Annotated in this window: 23 protein-coding genes; 13 read left to right on the forward strand and 10 right to left on the reverse strand. The window is 39.8% G+C overall.

Annotated features, from left to right (window positions below; translation table 11 throughout):
- Positions 1-190: 190 nt before the first annotated feature.
- Together ACKPEB_RS06005 and glyQ are read left to right on the forward strand one after the other, a co-directional pair.
- Complete coding sequence (locus ACKPEB_RS06005) at positions 191-607, forward strand: DUF29 domain-containing protein (protein WP_408963931.1); 417 nt, start codon at positions 191-193, stop codon at positions 605-607.
- 211 nt (positions 608-818) lie between these two features.
- Positions 819-1,685, forward strand: coding sequence for a glycine--tRNA ligase subunit alpha (glyQ, locus tag ACKPEB_RS06010; protein WP_408963965.1), 867 nt, complete (start codon positions 819-821; stop codon positions 1,683-1,685).
- Positions 1,686-1,730: 45 nt separating this feature from the next.
- Here glyQ and ACKPEB_RS06015 read toward each other — a convergent pair whose 3' ends face one another.
- Complete coding sequence (locus ACKPEB_RS06015; RefSeq protein WP_408963932.1) at positions 1,731-3,719, reverse strand: DNA polymerase III subunit gamma/tau; 1,989 nt, start codon at positions 3,717-3,719, stop codon at positions 1,731-1,733.
- A 517-nt stretch (positions 3,720-4,236) separates the two neighbouring features.
- Between ACKPEB_RS06015 and ACKPEB_RS06020 the strand changes: the two genes are divergently transcribed.
- Positions 4,237-5,094 carry a hypothetical protein gene (locus ACKPEB_RS06020; RefSeq protein ID WP_408963933.1) on the forward strand — a complete coding sequence of 286 codons (858 nt, stop codon included), beginning with the start codon at positions 4,237-4,239 and terminating at the stop codon, positions 5,092-5,094.
- Between the two features lie 14 nt (positions 5,095-5,108).
- Here the strand turns inward: ACKPEB_RS06020 and ACKPEB_RS06025 are convergent, their stop codons facing one another.
- Positions 5,109-5,849 (reverse strand): phycocyanobilin:ferredoxin oxidoreductase, encoded by a 741-nt coding sequence (locus ACKPEB_RS06025; protein ID WP_408963934.1) that lies wholly within the window; start codon positions 5,847-5,849, stop codon positions 5,109-5,111.
- A gap of 94 nt (positions 5,850-5,943) precedes the next feature.
- Between ACKPEB_RS06025 and ACKPEB_RS06030 the strand changes: the two genes are divergently transcribed.
- Complete coding sequence (locus tag ACKPEB_RS06030; RefSeq protein ID WP_408963936.1) at positions 5,944-6,138, forward strand: twin-arginine translocase TatA/TatE family subunit; 195 nt, start codon at positions 5,944-5,946, stop codon at positions 6,136-6,138.
- Between the two features lie 95 nt (positions 6,139-6,233).
- Here the strand turns inward: ACKPEB_RS06030 and ACKPEB_RS06035 are convergent, their stop codons facing one another.
- The gene (locus tag ACKPEB_RS06035; RefSeq protein ID WP_408963937.1) at positions 6,234-7,301 is read right to left on the reverse strand and encodes an ABC transporter permease; all 1,068 of its coding nucleotides are present in this window, start codon (positions 7,299-7,301) and stop codon (positions 6,234-6,236) included.
- Positions 7,302-7,383: 82 nt separating this feature from the next.
- Positions 7,384-8,505, reverse strand: a complete 1,122-nt coding sequence (locus tag ACKPEB_RS06040) for an AI-2E family transporter (protein WP_408963938.1) — start codon at positions 8,503-8,505, stop codon at positions 7,384-7,386.
- A 57-nt stretch (positions 8,506-8,562) separates the two neighbouring features.
- Between ACKPEB_RS06040 and ACKPEB_RS06045 the strand changes: the two genes are divergently transcribed.
- From ACKPEB_RS06045 to ACKPEB_RS06060, 4 genes are all read left to right on the forward strand, one after another.
- Positions 8,563-9,888, forward strand: coding sequence for a mannosyltransferase family protein (locus ACKPEB_RS06045; RefSeq protein WP_408963939.1), 1,326 nt, complete (start codon positions 8,563-8,565; stop codon positions 9,886-9,888).
- Positions 9,889-9,949: 61 nt separating this feature from the next.
- Positions 9,950-10,711, forward strand: a complete 762-nt coding sequence (locus ACKPEB_RS06050; RefSeq protein WP_408963940.1) for a YbaY family lipoprotein — start codon at positions 9,950-9,952, stop codon at positions 10,709-10,711.
- 15 nt (positions 10,712-10,726) lie between these two features.
- Positions 10,727-11,482 carry a polysaccharide deacetylase family protein gene (locus tag ACKPEB_RS06055; RefSeq protein ID WP_408963941.1) on the forward strand — a complete coding sequence of 252 codons (756 nt, stop codon included), beginning with the start codon at positions 10,727-10,729 and terminating at the stop codon, positions 11,480-11,482.
- A gap of 4 nt (positions 11,483-11,486) precedes the next feature.
- On the forward strand, positions 11,487-12,902 hold the full coding sequence (locus ACKPEB_RS06060; protein ID WP_408963942.1) for a DUF2079 domain-containing protein: 1,416 nt from the start codon (positions 11,487-11,489) through the stop codon (positions 12,900-12,902).
- On the opposite strand, the gene ACKPEB_RS06065 is transcribed toward ACKPEB_RS06060, so the two are convergent.
- The 5 genes from ACKPEB_RS06065 to def all read right to left on the reverse strand — a co-directional run bounded on the left by ACKPEB_RS06065 (position 12,881) and on the right by def (position 17,293).
- Positions 12,881-13,255 carry a diacylglycerol kinase gene (locus ACKPEB_RS06065; RefSeq protein WP_408963943.1) on the reverse strand — a complete coding sequence of 125 codons (375 nt, stop codon included), beginning with the start codon at positions 13,253-13,255 and terminating at the stop codon, positions 12,881-12,883. The genes ACKPEB_RS06060 and ACKPEB_RS06065 overlap by 22 nt on opposite strands.
- Positions 13,256-13,379: 124 nt before the next feature.
- The gene (gene ctpC, locus ACKPEB_RS06070) at positions 13,380-14,666 is read right to left on the reverse strand and encodes a carboxyl-terminal processing protease CtpC (RefSeq protein WP_408963944.1); all 1,287 of its coding nucleotides are present in this window, start codon (positions 14,664-14,666) and stop codon (positions 13,380-13,382) included.
- Positions 14,667-14,808: 142 nt separating this feature from the next.
- Positions 14,809-16,026, reverse strand: a complete 1,218-nt coding sequence (gene ispG, locus ACKPEB_RS06075) for a (E)-4-hydroxy-3-methylbut-2-enyl-diphosphate synthase (RefSeq protein ID WP_408963945.1) — start codon at positions 16,024-16,026, stop codon at positions 14,809-14,811.
- A 484-nt stretch (positions 16,027-16,510) separates the two neighbouring features.
- Positions 16,511-16,714 carry a hypothetical protein gene (locus ACKPEB_RS06080; RefSeq protein WP_193867600.1) on the reverse strand — a complete coding sequence of 68 codons (204 nt, stop codon included), beginning with the start codon at positions 16,712-16,714 and terminating at the stop codon, positions 16,511-16,513.
- Between the two features lie 15 nt (positions 16,715-16,729).
- Positions 16,730-17,293, reverse strand: a complete 564-nt coding sequence (gene def, locus ACKPEB_RS06085; RefSeq protein WP_408963946.1) for a peptide deformylase — start codon at positions 17,291-17,293, stop codon at positions 16,730-16,732.
- A gap of 521 nt (positions 17,294-17,814) precedes the next feature.
- On the opposite strand from def, the gene aroF reads away from it, so the two are divergent.
- The 5 genes from aroF to ACKPEB_RS06110 all read left to right on the forward strand — a co-directional run bounded on the left by aroF (position 17,815) and on the right by ACKPEB_RS06110 (position 23,763).
- Complete coding sequence (gene aroF, locus ACKPEB_RS06090) at positions 17,815-18,669, forward strand: 3-deoxy-7-phosphoheptulonate synthase (protein ID WP_408963947.1); 855 nt, start codon at positions 17,815-17,817, stop codon at positions 18,667-18,669.
- A 78-nt stretch (positions 18,670-18,747) separates the two neighbouring features.
- Positions 18,748-18,945, forward strand: a complete 198-nt coding sequence (locus ACKPEB_RS06095) for a heavy-metal-associated domain-containing protein (protein WP_408963948.1) — start codon at positions 18,748-18,750, stop codon at positions 18,943-18,945.
- A gap of 283 nt (positions 18,946-19,228) precedes the next feature.
- Positions 19,229-19,483 (forward strand): hypothetical protein, encoded by a 255-nt coding sequence (locus ACKPEB_RS06100; RefSeq protein WP_408963949.1) that lies wholly within the window; start codon positions 19,229-19,231, stop codon positions 19,481-19,483.
- A gap of 69 nt (positions 19,484-19,552) precedes the next feature.
- Positions 19,553-20,482 (forward strand): homoserine kinase, encoded by a 930-nt coding sequence (gene thrB, locus ACKPEB_RS06105; protein ID WP_408963950.1) that lies wholly within the window; start codon positions 19,553-19,555, stop codon positions 20,480-20,482.
- A gap of 521 nt (positions 20,483-21,003) precedes the next feature.
- On the forward strand, positions 21,004-23,763 hold the full coding sequence (locus ACKPEB_RS06110) for a family 10 glycosylhydrolase (RefSeq protein WP_408963951.1): 2,760 nt from the start codon (positions 21,004-21,006) through the stop codon (positions 23,761-23,763).
- On the opposite strand, the gene ACKPEB_RS06115 is transcribed toward ACKPEB_RS06110, so the two are convergent.
- Positions 23,760-24,407: a class I SAM-dependent methyltransferase gene (locus ACKPEB_RS06115; RefSeq protein WP_408963952.1), complete on the reverse strand. Its 648-nt coding sequence runs from the start codon at positions 24,405-24,407 to the stop codon at positions 23,760-23,762. The two genes, ACKPEB_RS06110 and ACKPEB_RS06115, sit on opposite strands and share 4 nt — an antisense overlap.
- Positions 24,408-24,440 lie beyond the last annotated feature (33 nt).

Below are 24,440 nucleotides of genomic sequence, written 5' to 3' on the forward strand. Positions count from 1 at the left end.
CAATGGATGGAAGAAGGAGACGAAACAGAACAAACAGAAACCTGGGAATATTTGCGCCAAGCGCTGGAAGAAGATTCAGTTAAAATTTGATAAGGGTTGCTATGAGTCGATTAATTTTACTTGATACAAATATATATTAAAGTTAGCGATCGCTAATTTATTATATCCTTAAATTAAGGAAAAACCAATCATGCAAAGTTTATATGAACAGGATTTCTATGGCTGGACAAAAAAGCAAACTCAGTTACTCCGTGAACAAAAATGGCATCACTTGGATCTCAATAATTTAATTGAGGAAATAGAATCTTTGGGAAGACAAGAACGCCAACAATTAAGAAACAGACTCAGTATTTTAATGGCTCATTTATTAAAATGGGAATATCAACCGACAAAACGCAGTCGTAGTGGGTTAGCAACCATTCGGGTGCAAAGACGCGATATTTTAAGGTTGCTCAAAGATAATCCTAGCCTTAAACCTTATTTGCCTGAAATTTTACCAGAAACTTATGAAAATGGTCGAGATTTAGCAGCCGCAGTACCAGAAACCGGGTTTCTGAAACTATCTAGGTTTGTAATCATTAATCTCAAAAAGAAACCCGGTTTCTAAGATTTAATATTGTGATAAAATAAATTAGGAAAATAGGAGGAGATTAATAGTTAATGGAAAATACAGGGGTATTAGATGCAGTCATGGGAGGAATAGCGATCGCCATTGTGATCGGAGGGTTAATTATGCTATTTAAAGGCATTTCATCGATGCCCAAAAACTTATGGTAAAATTGATTAATGTTAAACCCATTAGAAAAATATTGCGTCCTGTGAATTTTCAATCAATTATTGCCACCCTGAATCAATTTTGGAGCGATCGCGGCTGTTTGATTGCTCAACCCTATGATACCGAAAAAGGGGCGGGAACGATGAATCCCCATACCTTTTTACGTGCCATTGGCCCCGAACCTTGGTCTGTCGCCTATGTTGAACCTTGTCGCCGCCCCACCGATGGCCGTTATGGAGAAAACCCCAACCGTTTTCAACATTATTATCAATATCAAGTCTTAATAAAACCGTCTCCTGATAATATTCAAGAGATGTATTTAGACTCCTTGAGACTGTTAGGAATTCACCCGGAAGATCATGATATTCGTTTTGTAGAAGATAATTGGGAATCTCCCACATTAGGTGCTTGGGGTGTGGGTTGGGAAGTCTGGTTAGATGGGATGGAAATTACTCAATTTACCTATTTTCAACAATGTGGTAGTCTTGATTGTCGTCCTGTTTCCATTGAGATTACTTATGGCTTAGAACGTTTGGCAATGTATCTGCAAAATGTTGATGCCATGACTAAAATTTCTTGGACAGATACCATCAATTATGGGGACGTTCACTTACAGGGAGAAATTGAACAATGCACCTATAATTTTGAAGCGTCTAACCCAGAATTCTTGTTTACCTTATTTGGCTTATATGAACAGGAAGCCGAACAATTAATTGAAAAAGGGTTAGTTTTACCCAGTTTAGATTATGTTCTCAAATGTTCCCATAGTTTCAATTTATTGGATGCTAGGGGGGTAATTGCAGTAACAGAACGCACTCGTTATATTGGTCGAATTCGTAATTTAGCCAGACGAGTCGCCCAACGCTATTTAGAACAGCGAGAACTCTTAAATTACCCGTTAAAAAAATAGCCTCAAGTCGGGTGCGTAAGCTCTGAGTACGCACCGCTTCATTTATTAAAAATCATCGTAATTATCTTCCTCGATCTCATCAGGTTCTATAAAATTATCATCCTCAGTTTTGTCAACAATATCAACTTTTTGGTCTATTAAAATAGCGGTTTTAGAAGTTTGTTTTTCTCCTAAATCAATCATTTGACCTTGGAAAAACTCAGCTAATTTCTGAGAAGCCTTCAGAACAGCTTGAGCATCCATTTCTTCAGGAGTTAATTCAACTTTTTCTTTAACTTTTTCAACTTTTTCAAGTGGAACAGACATCTTGCCTGTTTCCATTTCCGGTTTCACCCGATCTATTTGATCAGATTCTCGAATATCCTGATCAACAGAAGAAGAAATTTGTTGTTGTTCTTGATTATTAATTGAAGAATTTGGTAAGATTTCTGGAGAAGGAACCCTAGAATTCTCAACAGGACTATAAGAGGGAGACGGGGAAGTAACTTTTTGTATGCGATCAGAAGATATTCCACTTCCAGTATCAAAATTAATTTTAACCGGATGACCAAAAACCTGTTGAAAAGCCTTTTCTAAACTGGATAATTTTTGCTTCGTTTGCGCCATTTTTAATAAGGTTGAAGAAGCCATTTTAATCATAGCAACTCCAGCATTATATTGAATTAAACGACCTTGTTGACGAAACATTTGTTGGGTTCCAAAGGGTTGAACATACCCTAACACCTGTTGCCAAATTTGTTCTAAATTAGTATCAGTAACAATGGGAGGTTCTGCGGGAGTTGCTGGAATTTCAGCTTGAACTTGAGGTTGGGAAACAGGAACATGAACCGGGGTTTGTGGCGGTTGTGGAGGTTCTGAACGAGGTACATATTGAGGTGGAGTTTGAACCGTTGTTTGAGGTGTTTGGACAACAGAAACCGTTTGTGTAACAACGGATTTTTGTAACGCGGCAGGAAGTAACCCTAATAAGGTAATTTCTAACCATAAACGGGGTTGAGTGGTATGTTTAATTTGAGCTTCACTTTCTCGTAAATGTTTCTGACCTGCTAAGATCGTCGTATTATCCCAACGCTGAGAAAATTGACATAATTTTTCCCAAGTCGGTTGAGTTAATGCGACTAAATCAGGACGGTCAGGAGCACTTTTAGCAATTAATAAATCTCGATAAAATCCGGCTAAATTTTGCAGAACAATTAAGGGTTCTCGTCCTCGGTTTAATAGATGACGAATACAGTCTAAAATAATCGCTGTATCTCCTGAATCAATGGCTTCTAATAAACTCATTAAGTCCCGTTCAGGAACCGCCCCGACTAAATCCCAAACTTTTTCAACGGTAATTTCACCGGATAATAAACTGAGTTGATCGAGTAAACTTTCCGCATCTCGTAACCCTCCTTGGGCAATTTGAGCTACCATAAAAATAGCATCATCAGCAATATTAATATTTTCCTGTTGGGCAATATACTGTAAATGTTTCACCATTGATTCTAACGGAATTCGTCGAAAATCAAACCGTTGACATCGGGAAATAATGGTAGCTAATACCCGTTGTGGGTCGGTAGTTGCTAAGACAAATACAACTCGATCTGGAGGTTCTTCTAAGGTTTTTAATAAAGCGTTAAATGCTGCCGTACTTAACATATGGCATTCATCAATTACATACACTTTATACCGACATTGAACGGGGGCAAATTGCGATCGCTCAATTAATTCTCGAATATTATCAACCCCGGTATTACTAGCAGCATCAATTTCAATCACATCTAAAGTTGATCCATTAGTAATGCCTTTACAAACATCACAAACACCGCAAGGAGTGGCGGTGGGTTTTCCAGTAGTTAAACAATTTAAAGATTTGGCTAAAATTCTCGCGCTAGAGGTTTTTCCCGTTCCTCTTGGCCCGGTGAAGAGATAGGCGGGAGCGATGCGTTGAGACTCGATCGCATTGGTGAGGGTGGTTGCGATCGCTTCTTGTCCGACTAAATGGGCAAAGGTTTGGGGACGATATTTGTGGTGTAAGGGTTCGTAGGTCACAACGCAACACTGAAATTTAGGGAACAGGAAACACTCTTAGCTAGAATAGCAGTAGAGTATAAAGATCGATTAGGTTTGCACTGGGGAGCAAAACTAAAGGCTAAAGGATAAGCTTGTTGTTGACTGGGAATTGTCCAGCATAACTGTTTAGGATAGAATCAGTATAATTTTCCCGATTAAACTGACCTGATCTGTTCACTTATTTTGCCTCAAGACTAGGCAATGTAAGAGAATTTTTGATAACTTAGAGTTAAGTAGGGGCATTGTGACAAAATCAGGAGTTATTAAGGTTTCTTTTAATAGCCTGCTCGGAAATTGATCACTCTCAAAAGGATGGAATTTCTGACGGTCATTAAAGGAAAAAAACACGGTCAGTTTCAAAACAATCAATCAGAAACTTAGAAGACAACAGAGGCACACTTGTTGCACTGTTTTTATTTTAACGCATTCTGAACCCGTTCAGAGTGTTTTTACCCGAATTTTAGAAGTTGAGTTTACAGTTTAGTTATTATAACGTATGTCTAATCAAATTATCCTGGTTCAATCGTGGCTCGCAGCCGCACCGCCAAAACCTCCCGCTAAAAATGCCAAACTGGGAAGTGATGTCATTTGGATGGGTGCGAGCGGTATTTTGTTGATTTTGCTATTAGCCACTACCGTTTTTTTTCAACTTAAACTGCGTTCACTTAACAAACAAATCAAGACAGAGGTTTTTAGAAATAAAGAGTTACAAAAAAAATATAAATTAGCGGTTGGGACAATTGCTAAAATGGAGAAAAATCCCGACTTAATTCACTCACGGGAGTTTAACTTAGATTACTTAAGAATGCGGATGGCGGAAGATGTATTTCACTACGCGATTATTGTGCAAATTAAGATGAAAGTTAAACAACAAATTTCTATCGCCCTGCGTCCGACTCAAGCGGCTGTTGGGGAACAAAGCAATGCAGGAACAGCCCGTCAAGTCGATTCTATCTTTGATGTAGAATATGAAACCGGAATTGCGGGAGATCATAGAAAACGAGTTTTATTCCGCATTCAAATTCGCCTGATGAAATTACCCACTCAATCAACATCAACAACCATTAATGAAATTATTGATTGTTTAGAAACCTATTTAAGTCCGTCGGATGATAATGATAATTGGCAACCCACCATCCAAGGACGAATTGTTCATATTGAATGGGATCAAAAGGCAAAACCCACTCCTTTGTTAGTCTTAGAACAATCTAATGAAGGGGTGAATGTTACCTTCCGTACCACTCGACCGGGAGGAGCTAAAGCGTCACACCACGATACCTATTCCGACGATATCAGTCAAGGGAAAACTCAAGGTAAAAAACGCAGTCAATCTGAAGTTACAAAATTGACTTAGGAAGATCTCAAACTTTAGTTTTCTACCCAATCAAATAACACCGTTGTCATATAATAATGTGCCCATTCTTGACCAAATGCTTTTTCTAAAACCCGGCGAGTTTTATCATTTTTTTGTTGTTGTGTACAATAATTCTTTTGACCTGCTATCATTTCTGCTTGTTGTGCTTCTGAAAGTTTAGTTTGAGTCACTGCGTATTCACAATGAACTTTTAAATATTGCGTGACTACCTCTAAAAATTGAGTTTCTTCTGGCGGTGTTGCGGGTCGAATAAATAAACAAAATTCTGAAAAAATATCCCCCCAAGTCGGAATTTCACGGGGTTGAGAAAACTGTTGTTGCGGTTGGGGTTGTAATTGTTGTTGATACGCCAAGGGTAAATGATGATCTAAATGGGTGGGAGATAAATCTACAATGGCGGCACTAATTTGTCCTCGTCCTCCCACTAAATCTGCTCCAAACATAGGAATATCATATTCCACTCTGGGAAACATGACACAATGAAGAATATCGAGGGTTTCACCGACTCTAGCTAATTCTAAATGCAGTTTACGAAAGTGTTGGGTTTGATAACATTTATTTTCAATGATCAGTTTTTCCCCTTCTAAGCGACCTTCTACATAACCTAAATCCTCTGGGAGATGGTAGGGCTCTAACTGTAGATATTGATTCCAACTGCTTTCAATTTGGTCAGCCAGTCGGCGAATTAGGGAGTGTTGTTGTTCTCGAATAGAAACAGAAACGCTATTCACCATTGTAGGATTTTTCTCATGACAAGTTTATATTTCAGCATATCAGTTTAGGATAAAGGGTGACTCAGTTGGCAAACAAGACAAGGAGCTTAACATTATGTTTGGTTTAGGATGGCCGGAAATTACAATTATTTTGGTGGTAGCCTTATTAATTTTTGGCCCTAAAAAAATACCGGAAATTGGAAAAAGTTTAGGTCAAAGTCTCCGGGGGTTTAAAGATGAACTCTCTAACCCTCCCGATGAATCTCAGTCGATTTCAGAAGACACAGAACAAAATTCCCATAAATCTTAAGACGTTTGGGGTTGGGTGTTAGGTTTTAGGTTGAGAAATTTATAATCAGTTTCTCAATCCTAGCCCCAATAATACGGCGAATAAAGTTAAATTAATTATCGTTGAATACTACGCGGATCAAGGGCATCTCTTAAGCTATCTCCTAATAAATTAAACGCTAATACTGTTAAAATAATTAAAATCGCTGGGGGCCAAATTAACCAAGGTTGTAACACTAAAATAGAGGCATTTGTTGCTGAGGATAATAAATTTCCCCAGGACGGATCAGGTTGTTGAATGCCTAAACCTAAGAAGCTTAAAACTGATTCTGCAATGATAAAACTAGGAATTGATAAGGTCGCAGAAATAATCAAATAGGTTGCGGTTTGGGGGAGAACATGACGAATAATAATATAAAAAGAATTTGCCCCAATTGCTTTTGACGCTTGCACAAATTGTTGTTCTTTAATCGATAAAACTTGCCCTCGAATCACTCGTGCTAACCCAGCCCAACTAATAAAAGAAATAATCACCACAATTAATAAAAAACGCTGGCTACTGCTGAGTTGGGGAGGTAAAATTCCCGCTAAAGCCACTAATAAATATAACCCTGGAATAGTCATTAAAACTTCTACAAGTCGCATCGTGAAAGTATCCAACCACCCCCCAAAATAACCGGACATTCCTCCGATCATCATTCCGATGGGAAATGAAACTAAAATCCCAACTAATCCAATACTCAGACTAATTCGACCGCCAAAAGCAATCCGACTAAATTGATCTCTGGCTTGTTCATCGGTTCCCAAAAGATTAATTTTTGCGGCTCCAATTGTTCCAAATAAATGACGATCAAAGGGAATAATTCCTAATATTTTATAAGGTTCTCCCTTAACAAAAAATCGGACAGGACTCGGCTGAGTTTTATCCACATTCAGTTGACGAATTCCAGTTTCAATATCTACCGGGCCTTGGGTTGTCGGATAGACGTGGGGGCCGATCCATTGTCCTTGTTGGTTATACCAATAAATTTGAGTTGGGGGCAATAAAGAAGCGTTCAGTTGAGATTCATAAGGACTATAAGGAGCAATAAAATCTGCTGCAATTACTACTAAATAAAATAACAATAAAATTCCGGCTCCAAATTGAGCTAAAGGATTGGTTTTTAGTCGTTGCCACCATTTCATAGTTCAGTTATTTCACTCAAAAATACAGAAAAAAAGATGTTGATTTTAGGAAATTTTACGGGATTTAATTTGACCCTTTTAACTATTTCTGTTCCTTTAACGCTAAGGTTTCCGTTGGGGCGATATTTTCTTTTGGATCTAAGGGATTATAAAAGAATGAACCCGTTTGAGGCGGTAAAGTTGGATCAACCACCACTTCAATAATACTTTTAATCACCCCAGCCATAGGAATTGCGAGAATAAATCCTAATAATCCTCCGATTTTTCCTCCTAATAATAACGCACTAAAAATAATAACGGGGCTTAATCCGGTTAAATCCCCCATAATTCGAGGAGCAACAATATTATCCTTGACTTGTTGAACGGCAACGGAAACCGTAACAACCTGTAATGCCATCCACCAATCAATAAATGCTACAATAATCGTAACGGCTCCAATGCCTAATGTTGCTCCGACAAAAGGAATAATTTCTAACAATCCAATCACAACCGCAAATAACAGAAAATAGGGAACTTTTAGCATTAAAAATGCAACGGTTAAAGTAGCCGCCATAAAAATTCCTTGTAAGGTTTGTCCTAAAACAAATTTTTTCAAATTTCGTTCTAAGGAAACGGTTAAAAATTCTCGAATTTGGGGGGATAAAATCGTAATTAATAGATTCCATAATCGTTCCCCATCTAATAACATATAAAAGGAAATGACCACAATAAAAATTAAATCAAAAAACCAATTAAAAGTTCCTAGAACTAAGCCTAAACTTCCGGTTATAATCGGTTCAATTGTTCCTTGAATTCGAGATAAAATTTGCTGTTGCAAAATTCCCACATCAAAGGGTAAATTTCGTTCAGCACTCCAAACTTGAAATTCGGCTAACTGTTGTCGTCCTGATTCGATTAATTCGGGTAATCGGGTGATTAATTGTCGTCCTTGATTGAAAACAGGTGGAACCAACGTTAACGCAACAATAATAAAGGTTAAAATGGCAATTAAATACACTAAAGCTGCGGCTAAACCTCGCGGAATCAAGCGTTCGAGTTTAGCAACGGCATAGTTAAGCAGAAAGGCAATTAATCCAGAGGTGACTAATATACTGATTAATTCACCTACATAGCCCAAAAATTGAAAGCTTAACCAACTCACAACTAAAATCAGTAACCCTGTGAGTAAACGGCTTTGTAAAGGCGAAAGAATAGAATTTGTCATGGAAATCAGAGAAAATTTAAAATCTAAAATAGTTTACCTTATTTTAGGATAGATGAGATGAATCTTGGTCATGAACTTAAGCAACGTTCTGAAAAATTTATGAAGTTTTTAACGCCTCTGGTGAAATTTTGTCAATCGAATGGGGTAATTTTTGCCTTAACAATGGGGATAGTGAGTCGCACAATCATTCTGTTGACATTGTTTGCCGTTTCCTGGTTTTCTGCGGTTCCTTCTCAACCGCAAGCGGTCAAAGCTGAATGGGGTTGGGGTGTTTTTTCCGCTTGGGATAGTCCCCTCTATCAAATCATTGCAACGTCTGGATATGAAGTGATCAATCAAACTGAACCCGGTGGAAATGTGGCATTTTTTCCCTTATTTCCATTATTAATTCGCGGGTTAATGAATTTAGGCTTACCCTTTGAAATCGCAGGATTTTTAATTAATAATTTAGCATTTTTAGGAGCTTTAGTTTTACTATATAATTGGGTTGAAACCACTAATAATTCTAAAGCGGCTCGTTGGGCTACGGCGGTTTTAGCTTGGTGTCCTTTATCGATTTTTGGAACAGTTATTTATACTGAAGGGTTGTTTTTATGCTTGAGTATTGCTGCCTTAAGAGCGTTTGATTTAGAAAAATATCCTCAAGTAATTTTATGGGGAAGTTTAGCGACGGCAACTCGTATTACGGGACTAGCTTTAATTCCCGCTTTTTTAATTACATCTTGGCAAAAACAAAAATCTGCGATCGCCTATTTATCCGGCTTATTCAGTGGTTTAGGTTTACTTTTTTATAGTCTTTATTGTTGGATAAAATTTAATAATCCGATTGCTTTTATTACGGTTCAACATACCCAATGGCAACGCCAAACCGGATTTGATAGTCAAGGCTGGTTAAAAATGATTATGCAAATTTTAATCGGATCTCAAAATTGGAAACAAGGCACAATTGTTGATCCTTGGCATCCACTTCTGGTGCTAACAATTGCGATAATAGGTTATCTATTATGGCGATATCGTCATCAATTAGGAGAGACAAAATTTGACTATAGTTTTTGTGTTTTACTGATTATTTTGTGGCTAATTGCAGGTGATCCATTCCTGAATACATCTATTATTTTAGGCGGGGGTTACTTACTGTGGTATTTACGCCATGAACTCAGCTTATTAGCTGTTAATTATGGCTTTTGTGCATTAGGTTTATTATTAGCCTCTGGAGGAACAATTTCTCTGAGCCGTTTAGCTTATGGCATTGTTTCTGTTAGTCTAGGCTTAGGAGTTATGCTTTCTCATCATCGCCGTTGGGGTTATGTCACCTTGGGATTTTTTACTGTATTACTCATTAGTTTTTCAGTTCGCTTTGCTCAACATCTTTGGGTCGCTTAAAATTTAATGAAGTTCAACACTAATGATATAATCTTAAGGGTAGATCAATCAAAGGGAAATAATGAGACACACTCAAAATCAGCCTAGAAGTTTATTTCTTGCCCGTTTATTCTTGACGTCCACGTTATTAACTTTAACATCAGCGATTAATATTATTCCTCCGGCTTTCGCACAACGGGAATTAGATTTTGCAACCCAAGGTTGTCGAGGCGTTCCCCAAGAAGCTTATTTTAGAACCGAGAATTATCATATTAATATTTGTCAAGGACAATCCGGTTTATTCATGGCAGTTAGCTATATTAATGGTCAACTTTTTGACCGTTTTTCTGTGCAAAGACAGGGAGATGGTTATGCAGGCAATTCTCAAAGAGCATTCTATCAAGTGAACTCTCGGTTATTCACCATTCAACCTAATAATAATCAAGCACCCATTTCAGAACGGGTGATGAGAATGTCAGGAAATCAAGGAAATCAAGGAAATCAAAGACCCCAACAATCACAAGTAACCGGAACAGTTACCTATCGTCAACGCATTGCCTTACCTCCTAATTCAACAGTTGTGGTAACGTTACAAGATACAACCAATCCAAATCGTGCACCTCGAAATATTGCTCAACAAACTATTCCGTTAAGGGGTCAACAGGTTCCAGTTCCCTTTTCTTTGATGTATAATCCCGCCCAAATTCAACAAAATGGGGTTTATAGAATTCGAGCAGAAATTTATGTTGAGGGTCGATTAACGTGGGCAAATATGGGACAAGATCGGGTAATTACGGGAGGAAATCCAAATAATATTGAAGTGATTGTACAACAGCTTAATTAGATTTTTTAGGGTGTTATGACGAAGTATATTCTCCTGAATTTTGATGTAGAAGAATTTGATGCTCCCCTGAAATATGGGGAGAAAATAAAACCTTCTGTCCAGTTTGATATCTCGTTAATGGGATTAAGCAATATTCTATCGTTACTGGAACATTTGAAGATTCGGGCGACCTTTTTTGTAACAGCAAATTTTGCCTTACATTATCCTGAATTAATAGAAGCGATCGCAAGAACCCATGAAATCGCCTCTCACGGTTTTTATCATTCCCAATTCTCCCCGGAAGATTTGTGGAAATCTAAACAAGTGTTAGAAGAAATCTCTGGACAAACGGTTTCTGGGTTCCGTATGGGAGAACAGCAAATCATTGATGAACAAGCAATTTTAGCATCAGGATATCAATACCATTCTTCCTTTAATTCTAATTATTATCAAGGGAAACGTCGCACCGTTCATTATTATAATCATTTACTCAATCTTCCCCTATCTGTAACACCCTTTGTCCGGTTTCCCCTCTTCGGGTTAAGTTTCAAAAACCTTCCCTTTCCTTTAATTCAATTCGCCTCTCAAATTACCCTCGATAGCGATCGCTATCTCAATCTTAATTTTCATCCTTGGGAATTTACCGATATTTCTAAATTTAAACTTCCGAATTCCATGAAACGTTTATCAGGAATTCATTTATTAAATCGATTAGAAAAATATCTAATTTGGCTGAAAAAGCAAGCCGAATTTACAACTATTTCTGACTGGATGAACAAAATAAAATCTTAAAAATATGAATATTATATTTAAAAATATAAAAAATAATCCAGTTGTAATAGCAATTATTATTAGTAGTTTGATTTTATTTATTTCTAGTAGTTTACGTCATGCTTTATTTCAATCAAATGCTTATGATTTAGGGATTTTTGATAATGGTATTTACTTAATTAGTCAAGGACAAAAACCCTTTGTTACCTTTCGAGGATTACATATTTTAGGAGATCATGCCGCTTATATTCTGTATGTTATTGCCTTATTTTATAAAATTTATCCTGATGTTCATTGGTTATTTGCCATTCAAGCCATTTCCCTATCCTTGGGTGCGTTACCAACTTATCAGCTATCGTTACAAGCGGGATTAAAGGAAACTCAAGCTCAAACCTTAGCTTTTGTTTATCTGTTATATCCATTAATTTTTAATGTTAATTTATTTGATTTTCACCCAGAAGTCATCGCCTTACCCGCTATTTTATATGCGATTTTATATGCTAGAAATCAGAATTTTTTAGGGTTTATTCTCTCAATTATTATTATTTTAGGCTGTAAAGAAGTTTTATCTTTAGTTTTAATTTCCATGGGAGTTTGGTTATTCATCTTTGAGAAAAAACCCCGTTATGCTCTTGTTTCAATCATTTTAGGATTTTTGTGGTTTTTCCTCTCTACAGAATTCATTATCCCCCACTTTTCCCAAGCACCCCCCATCGCCGTTGGAGTTTATAGTTTTCTGGGGAATTCTTTACCCGAAATTACCTTAAATATTATCTTAAAACCGGGGTTAGTTTTAAGTAAAATTTTAACTTTAGCTAATTTAGAATATTTAATTTTACTCTTAATTCCTTTAATTTGGGGGCTGTGGGGGCGACATTTAACCCCCCTAATTTGTGCCGCACCGATTTTATTTTTAAATTTGTTAGCCGAAAATCCACAAATGAAGAACTTAACGCAACAATATTCCTTAGCGATTTTACCCTTTCTGATATTAGCAGTCATTGATAATTTAGCTCATGGTGAAGGATTGTTTAAACCGCGAAAATGGATGATTTTATGGTCGTTAATTGCCTTTTTCTCCTTAGCAAAATATGGTTATTTTACCTCTAAATATTTAACAACCCTGGATAATTGGCAAGCAACACGGGAAGCCCTCAGCTATATTAAAACCCAGGATAACGTATTAACAACTGATAAAATTGCCCCCCATCTCACCCATCGTCCTCGTTTAGAACTCGCTATTCAAGGACGAGAAAACCTCGATTTACAACCCTTTCAATACGTCTTATTAAACCAACGTCACCCCGGATGGCCGAGTTCTCCTGAATTAGTCATTGGGTTAGTTAAACGTTTACAAAATCATCCTGATTTTCAATTAAAATATGATCGAGATGATGTGTGGTTGTTTGAAAAATTTTATCAAAATAACGACCACAGATAACTAATTTCAAAAATTAAAGCCACCGCCCAAATTAAAATACTGATACCAACAGCCGCAGCAGAAATGTCTTTTATAGCGCGAATTCTCTCATCATACTCTTTTTCCAAAAAATCACATAAACCTTCAATACTACTATTGAATAATTCAGCGATCAACATTAGCCCCGTCGCTAAAACAATCAACATTAAATCCCGCCATTGTCGAAAAATTAGAGCAAAAACTAAGACGATGACAGATAAAATGACTTTGTAAGCAACACTAAACTCCGTTGCGATCGCAATATGAAGACCTGCTAAGATCACTTTTAGCTTGCGAATCGGATGATAACCGGATTGACGGAACTTGCTAGTCATAAATGTTATCTGTAGCACACCTTTCTCAAAATTTTCACAGGAAATGTTATCATGATTCTGACAATTTTACGAACTCCTGAAGCATCAGGGGCGAGTATTCCCGCCCCTATATTCTGGTTTCTAATTATTTAGATTGAGCTTGGGTTCCTTGTTTGGCTTTAGCAATTTCTCCTGTCAGAATTTCTAACCCTTTAACATATTGAGGATCAGCCGTTGTTCCCACTTTTGTTCGATCTTTTCTTAACTCATCCCGTTGTTCTTCAGTGAGTTCAACTTTAACATCCGGTTGAATGCCTTCATGGTTAATATCTCGACCACTGGGGGTAAAATATTTCGCAATAGTTACGGCTAAACCTGAACCATTTCCTACCCCTCGCACAGATTGAACTAACCCCTTCCCAAAGGTTTTTGTTCCGACTAAAACCGCCCGTTTATTATCTTGTAAAGCACCGGATAAAATTTCACTCGCACTTGCTGAACCGCCATCCACTAAAACCACTAACGGTTTATTAGTTAACGCGCGATTATTTGCCTTTTGACGGTCGGTTTCTCCTTGACGATCAACGGTGGAAACAATATCACCTTGATTTAACCACATCCGGGCAATTTCAATGCTAGAATAAAGCAATCCCCCCGGATTGGAACGCACATCAAGGATATAACCCGCTACATTTTGTTTCTCTAAATCCTGAATTGCTTCCCGCATTTCTTCCGCCGCATTCGCACTAAAAGTATTTAAGCGAATATAACCAATTTCCCCCGCCGAACTGGGATTTTTAGAGGCACGAACTGGATGAATTTCAATGCGATCGCGAGTAATATTAAAATCTAACGGTTTATCTCCCCGTAATATTTTAATATTAACTTTTGTTCCCACTGGCCCGCGAATTAAACTCACCGCTTCATTAATATCCATTCCCTCCGTTGTGCGACCATCAATTTCGGTAATAATATCTTGGGCTTGAACTCCTGCGGTAAAGGCGGGAGATCCTTCAATGGGAGAAATTACAACTAATTTTTTCGTTTCTTCATCTTGGGTTAATTGAATGCCAACCCCGGTTAATTCCCCAGAAGTATCAATTTGCATATTTTTGAATTCTTCGGGGTTCATGAAGCGAGTATAGGGGTCATCCAGTTTCTTCAGCATTTCCCGAATGGCAGTGTAGGCTTGTTCATCGCTGGTGTAGTTACGGTTTAAATATTCAGTCCGCACCGCCGTCCAGTCCACTTGGTTAAAAGTTCCATCCACATAACTTTTATGGATCACCTGCCATACTTCGTCAATTAATTCCTTGGGACTTTCCCGAAAGGATGCTTGACTTGAAAGATGAATTCCCGCTCCCGCAACTGCCACAGCCGTTAACATCACCGCCGTTGCGCCAAGAACAAGCCCACTTCTTGAAATAACCATCTGTTTGCTGAACCAGAAAATATAAATTTCAATATCAATACGCCCAATTTAGCATAGGTTTCGGGTTTCGGGTGTTGAGGATTGACATCAGGAGTGCGTGTAACTACCATACCCGCACCCTATCACTGTTCTCCCCTTCTGTTTAAGGGTCAACCCAACGACCGTCAGCTTTAATCAGATTAATTAATTCTTCTACCCCTTGGGTTTCAGGAACTTTTTTAATTTCCTCACGACCGCGATACAGGGAAATAAAGCCCGGTTGTCTACCGACATAACCATAGTCCGCATCGGCCATTTCTCCGGGGCCATTGACAATACATCCCATCACCGCAATATCTAACCCGGTTAAATGTTTTGTCGCTTCACGAACTTGATGTAAGACTTCTTCTAAGTTAAATAACGTGCGACCGCAGGACGGACAAGCGACATATTCCACCATCGTTTTCCGCAGTCCTAATGCTTGCAGAATACTATAACAAACCGGGATTTCTTTTTCTGGCGCTTCGGTTAAAGAAACCCGAATGGTATCTCCAATTCCTTCGGCTAATAAAGTCCCAATTCCAGCCGTTGATTTAATCCGACCATACTCTCCATCTCCAGCTTCTGTCACCCCTAAATGTAACGGATAATTCATACCTAATTCATCCATCCGTTTCACCATTAAACGGTTCGCCGCCACCATCACCGGAACCCGTGACGCTTTGAGGGAAATCACAATATTTTGAAAATCCAAAGATTCACAAATTCTAATAAATTCTAACGCTGATTCCACCATACCTTCTGGGGTATCGCCATAGGTAAATAACATTCGTTCGGCTAAGGAACCATGATTCACCCCAATTCGCATGGCTTTTCCTTGATCTCGCAAAGACACCACTAAAGGTTCTAAGGTTTGTCTAATTTTATCGCCAATTTCATCAAATTCGGCTTGGGTATATTCGGTGCGATCGCTTTTGGGTTTTTCAAATACATATAACCCTGGATTAATTCGCACTTTATCCACATATTTTGCTACTTCCAGGGCGATTTTCATACCATTATGATGAACATCCGCCACTAAGGGAACGGGTTGATAGGTTTCGGCTAATTTCTGTTTAATTTTACCAACGGCGGTGGCATGACCCACACTCGGAACCGTCACCCGCACAATTTCACACCCGATTTCATGCAAACGACGTACCGCCGCCGTCGCCCCATCAATATCCATCGTATCTTCATTAATCATCGATTGCACAACAACCGGATGACCTCCCCCAATGGTCACGGTTCCCACCTGCACGGGACGGGTTTGGCGACGATGAATTACGGTGTCAAAGGTTTGACTGCCAGAAGTTTGAGTTGGAACAGGTAAAGTTTGCATGGTTAATAATAGATTTCTGTCAATATCGTGATCAGAATTGTGTCTCCTATTGACTAATAGATTGCCATAAAAGAGGTTCAGAAACTCGGTTTTTAGGAAATCGCGATCGCTTTTTGGCTTTAAACACAAAATATGATTTTTGTCAAGTCCCTTCTTCTTGACCCTCCTCAAAATTAGTCATCGTTGAATCGAAATTGAGTCAGGAAATCCAAATATTTGACGAGAGAATCAGGGTTTTAGCCTTCATTTTTACCGATAGACATGATAACCCCTTGGAGGGTATTTCCTTAACTGTACCAGAACCCCTATAATTTCGTCAACTACTTGAGAAAGATTTTCACTCAAATATCAAAATTCCCTGACAATCTTTTAAAAAATGAAACTATTTTCAGAAATTGATTAGAAAAACTGTAGATAAAATATCGCTTGTAGGGGCGGGGTTTTCCCGCCCATTCTTAGGAGGTGCTAAAACACAACTACGAAGTTATTCTTGATTCATTTGAGCATCTTTAACGGCGGCAAAAAATAGAAACACACCTAACGGAATACTCAAGGCTAAAATAATACTGGTGGTTAAACTTCCCAGTTGTGGAACTCCCGAAGAAAGTTCAAAAACCGAACCCACAGCCGCGATCGCAGCGATACAAGACCCTAATAACAAAACCATGCTTTTTGGAGTACCAACCATGTTTAATTTCCTAGATTATTTAACGGGTTTAACAGCTTTGGGTGAGAATTTATGTTTGGCTAACTCTTCATTTAAAGCCAATTGATTCTCCACTCGATCCACAAATAAAACCCCGTTTAAATGATCCATTTCATGTTGAATCGCACGAGATAATAATTCCGTCGCGCGTAGGGTTCGAGGTCTGCCATTTTCATCTTTAAATGACACTTCCACCACTTCCGGGCGAGTCACATCCATATACACCCCCGGAATACTTAAACAACCTTCTTGAAAAGGTGAAATTTCTGTACTGCTTTTAATAATCGTGGGATTAATTAATACTAAAGGTGGGTTGGCAGCATTATCCGGTTCGCAGTCAATCACAATCACCTGTTTATTCACCGCCACTTGAGGCGCGGCTAAACCAATACCATCGGCACTGTACATGGTTTGTAACATCTCCCGCACCAGTTTGCGAATTTCATCATCAACGCGGGACACTCGTTTGGCAGGCGTTCTCAAGGCGCGATCGCCTAAATAATGGATTTCAAAGGGCGGTTTTTCTAACTTTTTCTTTTCAACTAAAACTTGTGATGTCATGGAAGGTTACTCTTAGCTTCTGAAACAATCTTGTTCTTCTTTTATCTTAATGGATTTTAACAATTTGAAAGGAGGTTAACTGTTGACTGCTAAGGGCGAGATTACCCCGCCCCTACCCTGCCTCCCCTGCTCCCCCTGCCCTGTTCTTGACATTAAGCGATCGCTGTGCTAGGTTCGTAGAAACGAATATATAAGTTTAATTAAAACACCCATGCCCATTCGGAATTGCTATTACTTTTATTTTTGGTGTAGCACGGTTCACAGAGAGTGAATCCATTGGTGTATGGAAACTCCCTAGTGAACCGCAGAAACAAAGGCTGCGGTTTTTTAATGGTCAACCTTCGGATTTTTACAGTAAAACAGCAATGACAATCTTTACTCAATCTTACTTTTATGGCTTTTATTTTTGGCCCCGAATCAGTTCTGGGTAAAGTTTGCTGCTGTTTTCACAAACGCCAAGCCCGGAACTTCAAACCAGTTTCGGGCTTTTTAAATGCTTACCGTTTCCAAGGAGAATTCCCATGTTAGACGCTAAACTTGTTTCTAAAACCCATCCTGAACATCAAACTGTTATCAAGATTTCCGATACCGTAACTGTCGGAGGTCAAGATTTATTAATCATTGGTGGCCCCTGTGCGGTGGAAAGTTTAGAACAAATGGAACAAGTCGCCCGCCATCTCGCCCATACTTCTGTACAAATGTTGCGAGGCGGAGTCTTCAAACCCAGAACCTCTCCTTACTCCTTCCAAGGTTTAGCTTTGGAAGGACTTCAAATTTTAAAGGGTATTAGTCAACGCCATTATATTCCTGTTGTGACCGAGGTAATGTCTATTGAACAAATTGAATCTGTTGTAACTTATGCGGATATGCTCCAAATTGGTAGCCGCAATATGCAGAATTTTGAATTATTAAAAGCGTTAGGAAAAGCGGGTAAACCGATTTTATTAAAACGAGGTTTAGCAGCAACAATAGAAGAATTTGTAATGGCGGCTGAATATATTTTAAGTCATGGCAACCCTAACGTTATTTTATGTGAACGGGGTATTCGCAGTTTCGATCATTTCACCCGCAATGTCTTAGATTTAGGGGCTGTTGTTGCGCTCAAACAATTAACCCATTTACCCATAATTGTTGATCCCTCTCATGCGGTGGGAAAACGAGAATTAGTCGAACCCTTAGCAAAAGCGGCCATTGCTTGTGGGGCGGATGGATTAATGATTGAATGTCATCCTGAACCCGAAAAATCTGTTTCTGATGCTAGACAAGCCTTATCTTTAGAAGATATGGCAGAATTAGTCAATCGTTTACGTCCCGTTGCGGTGGCTGTTGGGCGAGAAATACTTCAAGTTGAATCTTCCGTGATGGCATTCGTTTAATATTACGAAGTAGAGATGTTTGATTAAACGTCTCTACTGTAATAATAAAGATCAGAATCGTTTATCAATATCTGAATTATGGCTGTTGAAATCAAAGTTCCTTCGATGGTGTGTCAAGCCTGTGCTAATACGGTGACAAAGGCAATTAAATCCTTGGATGCTGAGGCTGATGTGCAGATTAATTTAGACACAAAAACGGTTAATATTCAGGGTCAACCTTCAGAAACAGAGATTAAACAAGCGATCGCCTCCGTTGGTCATACGGTTGAAAGTTAACGGTTGAGACAAGAATGGGTTTCGTGGGTTATCCCAGAAGCCTAGCTGATGAAGCACTAGGCTTTAATTTTTAAGTTTCCTGAAATTCAAGGTTGAATCGGATTTCGCTAAAATGAAACCTGAGAATTCATTCAGGGTTAAGCTATGCTAGGTAGGATCAGGATTTTGAGCATTAGAATTAGAATATTAATCAGCCCTTAACCGTTTTCATGATCTCAGTGGTGGTCAATTGGTCTTTGTCCGTCCATCTCAACCCCACAGTCCTATTGTTTGGGAGATAGCCATGTCAGAACGTGATGATTTCCTCTTTCCCCGCAGTCGCTACCACGGAGAATTTACGCCAGAGAAGTTGGTTTTCAATTCCAACTTGCAGGAATTTGCCCAGCGAGTTAACTATATCTGTGGATTAGAGACTAATGGAAAAGTAACCTCAGAGGAAGCTTATCAACAAATTAAACAACTTTGGAAAAAATTACGCTCATCGAAAAAAAGCTTAGGCATTGGGAAATCTTCGGATCAGCCGCCAGAAAATAGCTAATTTCTAATGATGGGGAGCCATTGTCGGCTAAGATCACAAATTGGCTGTTTGTTATCTTAGAGCGATAAAATGCCTAACACTGTTACTGTCACCGTTCCCGCAACCACCGCCAACTTAGGGCCTGGATTTGATTGTATCGGAGCGGCTCTCACCTTATACAATACCCTACAATTTTCCCACCTGGAAACCGCCTCGGATGAAACCCTTAAAATTACCGTCCAAGGTACAGAAGCGGCTGGAGTGCAAACAGATGAAAGTAACTTAGCTTATCAAGCTTTTGTTAAGGTCTATCAGCATCTCGGTCAAACGCCTCCCCCAGTTGAAATGCAGATTCATTTAGGCGTTCCTCTAGCCAGAGGTTTAGGAAGTTCCGCTACAGCTATTGTTGGGGGACTGGTGGGTGCGAATGCCTTAGCTGGACATCCCTTAAGTTCACAGGATATCCTGCAACTGGCGGTTGAAATGGAAGGACACCCAGACAATGTAGTTCCTGCGTTATTAGGAAATTGTCAGTTATCGGTATCCAAGGGAGAAACGGGCACCGGGTGGGAAATTTGCGATATTCCTTGGAATTCTAAGATTGTACCTGTTTTGGCAATTCCTGATTTTGAGTTATCAACCGCAGAAGCTCGGCGTGTTTTACCCCCAACCTACAGTCGCGCCGATGCGATTTTTAACACGGCTCATCTCGGACTACTCATTCGAGGTTTAGAAACGGGAAACCCGAAATGGTTAAGGGTTGCGCTACAAGATAAAATTCACCAACCCTATCGGAAATCGTTAATTCGAGGTTTTGATCAAGTTCGGGCGGCGGCGTTACAGGCGGGTGCTTGCGAATTAGTCATTAGTGGTGCTGGCCCAACATTATTGGCGTTAACGGATGAAACATCCGCTTCTCAGGTGGCGGAAGCGATGACCCAAGCTTGGCAACAAGTCGGGGTTAACCCAGAGGTTAAGGTTCTACAACTAGATACTCAGGGGGCAAAAATCGGGCGTTAATTCTCAGAAACCGGGTTTCTTGGGTTATCTTTCGGGTTTCTAGCAAAAGTTAGGACAGAAACCGGGTTTCTCCCTACGCTGCTGAGGTTCAGAAACCGGGTTTCTTGGGTTATCTTTCGATTTCTAGCAAAAGTTAGGACAGAAACCGGGTTTCTCCCTACGCTGCTGAGGTTCAGAAACCGGGTTTCTTGGGTTATCTTTCGGGTTTCTAGCAAAAGTTAGGACAGAAACCGGGTTTCTCCCTACGCTGCTGAGGTTCAGAAACCGGGTTTCTTGGGTTATCTTTTGATTTCTAGCAAAAGTTAGGACAGAAACCCGGTTTCTCGCAAATCTGATCACAGAAACTTGTAAAATAATAAAGATTTGTATAAAACTCTTCCAATTTTAGGGGTGTGAAATTGGAATCAGAGAAAATTGGGCAGAATCTCAAGTTAAGCCTGGATAAATGGGCTTGACAATTCTGTTAATGTATGATAACGCACTTCAATTGATTTGATCACTATTAAAATTAATAAAAACCAATGGTTCAACGGCCAGCGCAAACCTTTTTTAAACAAATTATCCTTGGAACTCTTGCCAGCACAATTTTACAATTATTCATTCCGCTAACCGCCATCAGTCAAGCTAATGTAACGTTAGGGGTGATTCGAGACACAGAACAACTTAGTGAATGGAATCATATTGAACAACGCTTAAAAGCCAGTAGAATTCTCTATCAAACCTTAGATTTAAACACCATTAAAAGCGTTGCCGATTTGCAAGGAATTCGGATATTATTCTTACCCAATCTAACCGTTATTAAAACCGAACAAGCCAAAATTTTGCAAGAATGGGCCAAACAAGGAGGACAGGTCATTGCCAGTGGCCCGGTTGGAGAACAGTCTACCCCGTTAGTTCGTCAACTGTTGCGCTCAATTTTAGGTTCCTATTGGGCTTTTCCCCTCACCGTTCCCGGTCTACCCCAAGCCGTTAAAAATCGCTGTCGCAGTCGAGATCCCATCTGTCCGTCCCTCACTACTTGGGGGCCAACCCAACAAAACCCCACCCCCGTAGCCGGAGGGGTACTTATCCCAACGACCTTAGAAAGTTATACCGCCGGAATTTGGGAAGCCAGCGGCAGTTCTCCAGCCGTCATTACTACCCAAAAAGCCACCTATTTAGGCTGGCGCTGGGGAACTCCATCTTCAACGGATGTAGATATTGCTTGGTTACAAGCCGCCGTCAGTCGTCATGGTTTAGCGGTAACGCCGACGACTCCCCCGGCCAGTGTTCCTGTTCCTGCTTTGAACCCCACACCTTCGCCCCAACCCCCTACACCAACGATACAAGCCGTTGCGTCCCCCCGTCCGGTGACTCCTCCCGTTGTTCCCCAGGTACCTCCTTCCCCTCCCCGTTCAATAACACCCCCACCCCCCACCGTCACCGCGACTCGCACGTTACCGAATACTCCCCCAGTCCCCAGCAGTTTGCTTGACCCTTCTGAACAAACGGCTCCTGCGGGGTTAGTGGTACAACCCGGAAATGAACCCATTGAGGAATTAACCGCCATTGCCATGCGTCAGGAATTGATGGATTTATTGGGACGTTTTGAAAATGCTTTAATTGCTTCTAATTCGGGAAATGTTCCGATTAATTTACAGGTTGCTTCAACTCAATTAATGGCTGGAACAGGAGGAAGTTTAGCGGGTTCTAATTTTAAAGAATCTGATGCCATTATTACAAAAGCTCGACAAGTTATTAAGGATTTTCCTGAATTAGTTGCCCATCAAAATTGGGCGGAAGCTCGTCGTCAATGGTTAGAAATTCGGCAACAATTATGGCAACATTATCCGACGGAAGGAGAACGGTTAGGAGCGGAAATTCGAGCCGTTTGGTTAGACCGAGGAACCATTGTTAAAGCCGCAGGAGAAGCGGGTCTAGCTCAAGTTTTTGATCGCTTAGCTTCCGCCGGAATTAATACGGTTTATTTTGAAACTATTAATGCGGGTTATCCGATTTATCCCAGCCGCATTGCGCCGCAACAAAACCCCTTAATTCGGGGCTGGAACCCGTTAGAATCGGCCGTAAAATTAGCCCATGAACGGGGGATGGAATTACACGCCTGGATGTGGACGTTTGCCGTAGGAAATGACCGCCATAATGAAATTTTAGGACAACCGAGTAGTTTTTTAAGTCCGGTAATAGAAGCCCATCCTGATTGGGTGAATATTAATAATTATGGACAGTTAAGAAATCCTCGCGATCGCAAAGTTTATCTTGATCCGGCTAACCGAGAAGCCAGAGCCTATCTCCTGCGTTTAATTAATGAAATTGTAACTACCTATAAGGTGGATGGGTTGCAGTTAGATTATATTCGTTATCCGTTTCAAGATCCATCGGGAAGTTACACCTATGGTTATGGCAAAGCTGGACGGGAACAATTTCAACAATTAACCGGAGTTGACCCGGTTAATATTACTCCGAAAAATAGTCAATTATGGAATCAATGGACACAATTTAAAGCCAATCAAGTTACCTCATTTGTCGCTGAAGTGTCGCAATTTTTAAAGCAACAAAAACCGAATGTGATTTTATCCGTTGCTGTATTTGCCCATCCTGAACAGGAACGGATCATGAAAATTCAACAACATTGGGAAGTCTGGGCAAAACAAGGTTATGTGGATTTAATTGTACCCATGACCTATGCGATGGATACTAACCGTTTGAAGCGCATTACTCAGCCTTTAACCCAGGAACAACGGTTAGGTTCAGCGTTAATTAGTCCTGCGATTAAGTTATTGAATCTTCCTGAAATTGTGGCAATTGATCAATTACAATCCTTGCGGGATTTATCCACAGGTGGTTATTCAATTTTTGCAGTAGAAACTCTAGGGAATAATTTACAAAACTATTTCCGTAAAACTCAAAATTATTCATCAGAAAATAAACCGCCGATTCCTTATCGTCAACCTTTTGCAGCCGCTCATGATCGGTATTTAGCCTTGAAACGAGAATGGAGTTTTCTGTTATCTCATGATCAACTTTGGATTCGAGATGCTGAACTTCAAGCCTTGAGTACCCAAGCGGAAGATTTACTACAAAGCTTAAAACAGTTAGAGGAAAATCCTTCTTCACAGACTTTAGGAATGACTCAACAAAAGTTAGTAACTTTCCAAAAACAATTCCAAACTTCTATGCGTTTACAAGCCTTAGAACACCCCTATCAAGTATCAAGTTGGGGAAATCGTTTGGCAAGTATTGAGATGTTATTACGTTATGGAGAACGTCGCATGAAGGATTAACTGTTTAATCCTTTTTTCTCCGGTTTAATCCCCTGAATCACTTGTAAACTGCCTCCGGCATAAAGTTGAGGGGGATTGACATTAAAGCCGATTTGTGATAATAAATTATGGACATCTGTTTTTAACAGTTGCCAAGCCGTTTCCGTTTCAAACAACCAGAGAAATAACGCCACCCCTGGCCAGAACAGGGGATTAGTTGGGGAATGAAAGTCAACCAGGGTAAAAATCCCCCCCGGTTTGAGAACGCGATAAACTTCATTGAGAATTTGTTGCAATTGTTCAGGGTTCATCTCATGCAGTGCCGCACTGGTGTGAACGACATCAAAGCTGTGATCTGCAAAAGGCATATTTTCCGCAAACGCTTCTACATATTGGGCTTGAGGAACATTATTTTGGGCGCGTTTGAGGGAGAGGGGCGAGGCATCCAAACCCGTAACATTCTGAGAATATTTCACTAACACCGAGGTGGCTTGTCCACTTCCACAACATACGTCTAAAACCTGGGTTTGGGGGTTGAGAGTTAACCCGGTTAGCGCTAACTCCCGAAACCGACTTTCTCCTCCAACACTCAAGGCGGCGAGTCGAGAAATCGTATCATACAGCCATTGATAACGGTAACTTAAGCTTCTGAGGATGGTTGCCATATTGAGAAAAATTTTTATAAGTGAAAAGATCGA

It is taken from the genome of Planktothrix sp., assembly GCF_046067725.1.
Taxonomy (GTDB): domain Bacteria; phylum Cyanobacteriota; class Cyanobacteriia; order Cyanobacteriales; family Microcoleaceae; genus Planktothrix.

Bases quoted from the DNA above. Each gene is read 5' to 3' on its own strand.
- ACKPEB_RS06005 (WP_408963931.1), top strand. From the start codon at position 191: ATGCAAAGTTTATATGAACAGGATTTCTATGGCTGGACAAAAAAGCAA.
- ACKPEB_RS06110 (WP_408963951.1), top strand. From the start codon at position 21,004: ATGGTTCAACGGCCAGCGCAAACCTTTTTTAAACAAATTATCCTTGGA.
- ACKPEB_RS06025 (WP_408963934.1), bottom strand. From the start codon at position 5,849: ATGGTGAATAGCGTTTCTGTTTCTATTCGAGAACAACAACACTCCCTA.
- ACKPEB_RS06020 (WP_408963933.1), top strand. From the start codon at position 4,237: ATGTCTAATCAAATTATCCTGGTTCAATCGTGGCTCGCAGCCGCACCG.
- ACKPEB_RS06045 (WP_408963939.1), top strand. From the start codon at position 8,563: ATGAATCTTGGTCATGAACTTAAGCAACGTTCTGAAAAATTTATGAAG.
- ACKPEB_RS06095 (WP_408963948.1), top strand. From the start codon at position 18,748: ATGGCTGTTGAAATCAAAGTTCCTTCGATGGTGTGTCAAGCCTGTGCT.
- ispG (WP_408963945.1), bottom strand. From the start codon at position 16,026: ATGCAAACTTTACCTGTTCCAACTCAAACTTCTGGCAGTCAAACCTTT.
- ACKPEB_RS06100 (WP_408963949.1), top strand. From the start codon at position 19,229: ATGTCAGAACGTGATGATTTCCTCTTTCCCCGCAGTCGCTACCACGGA.
- ACKPEB_RS06040 (WP_408963938.1), bottom strand. From the start codon at position 8,505: ATGACAAATTCTATTCTTTCGCCTTTACAAAGCCGTTTACTCACAGGG.
- def (WP_408963946.1), bottom strand. From the start codon at position 17,293: ATGACATCACAAGTTTTAGTTGAAAAGAAAAAGTTAGAAAAACCGCCC.
- ACKPEB_RS06080 (WP_193867600.1), bottom strand. From the start codon at position 16,714: ATGGTTGGTACTCCAAAAAGCATGGTTTTGTTATTAGGGTCTTGTATC.
- ACKPEB_RS06115 (WP_408963952.1), bottom strand. From the start codon at position 24,407: ATGGCAACCATCCTCAGAAGCTTAAGTTACCGTTATCAATGGCTGTAT.
- ctpC (WP_408963944.1), bottom strand. From the start codon at position 14,666: ATGGTTATTTCAAGAAGTGGGCTTGTTCTTGGCGCAACGGCGGTGATG.
- ACKPEB_RS06050 (WP_408963940.1), top strand. From the start codon at position 9,950: ATGAGACACACTCAAAATCAGCCTAGAAGTTTATTTCTTGCCCGTTTA.
- ACKPEB_RS06055 (WP_408963941.1), top strand. From the start codon at position 10,727: ATGACGAAGTATATTCTCCTGAATTTTGATGTAGAAGAATTTGATGCT.
- ACKPEB_RS06065 (WP_408963943.1), bottom strand. From the start codon at position 13,255: ATGACTAGCAAGTTCCGTCAATCCGGTTATCATCCGATTCGCAAGCTA.
- thrB (WP_408963950.1), top strand. From the start codon at position 19,553: ATGCCTAACACTGTTACTGTCACCGTTCCCGCAACCACCGCCAACTTA.
- aroF (WP_408963947.1), top strand. From the start codon at position 17,815: ATGTTAGACGCTAAACTTGTTTCTAAAACCCATCCTGAACATCAAACT.
- ACKPEB_RS06060 (WP_408963942.1), top strand. From the start codon at position 11,487: ATGAATATTATATTTAAAAATATAAAAAATAATCCAGTTGTAATAGCA.
- ACKPEB_RS06035 (WP_408963937.1), bottom strand. From the start codon at position 7,301: ATGAAATGGTGGCAACGACTAAAAACCAATCCTTTAGCTCAATTTGGA.
- ACKPEB_RS06030 (WP_408963936.1), top strand. From the start codon at position 5,944: ATGTTTGGTTTAGGATGGCCGGAAATTACAATTATTTTGGTGGTAGCC.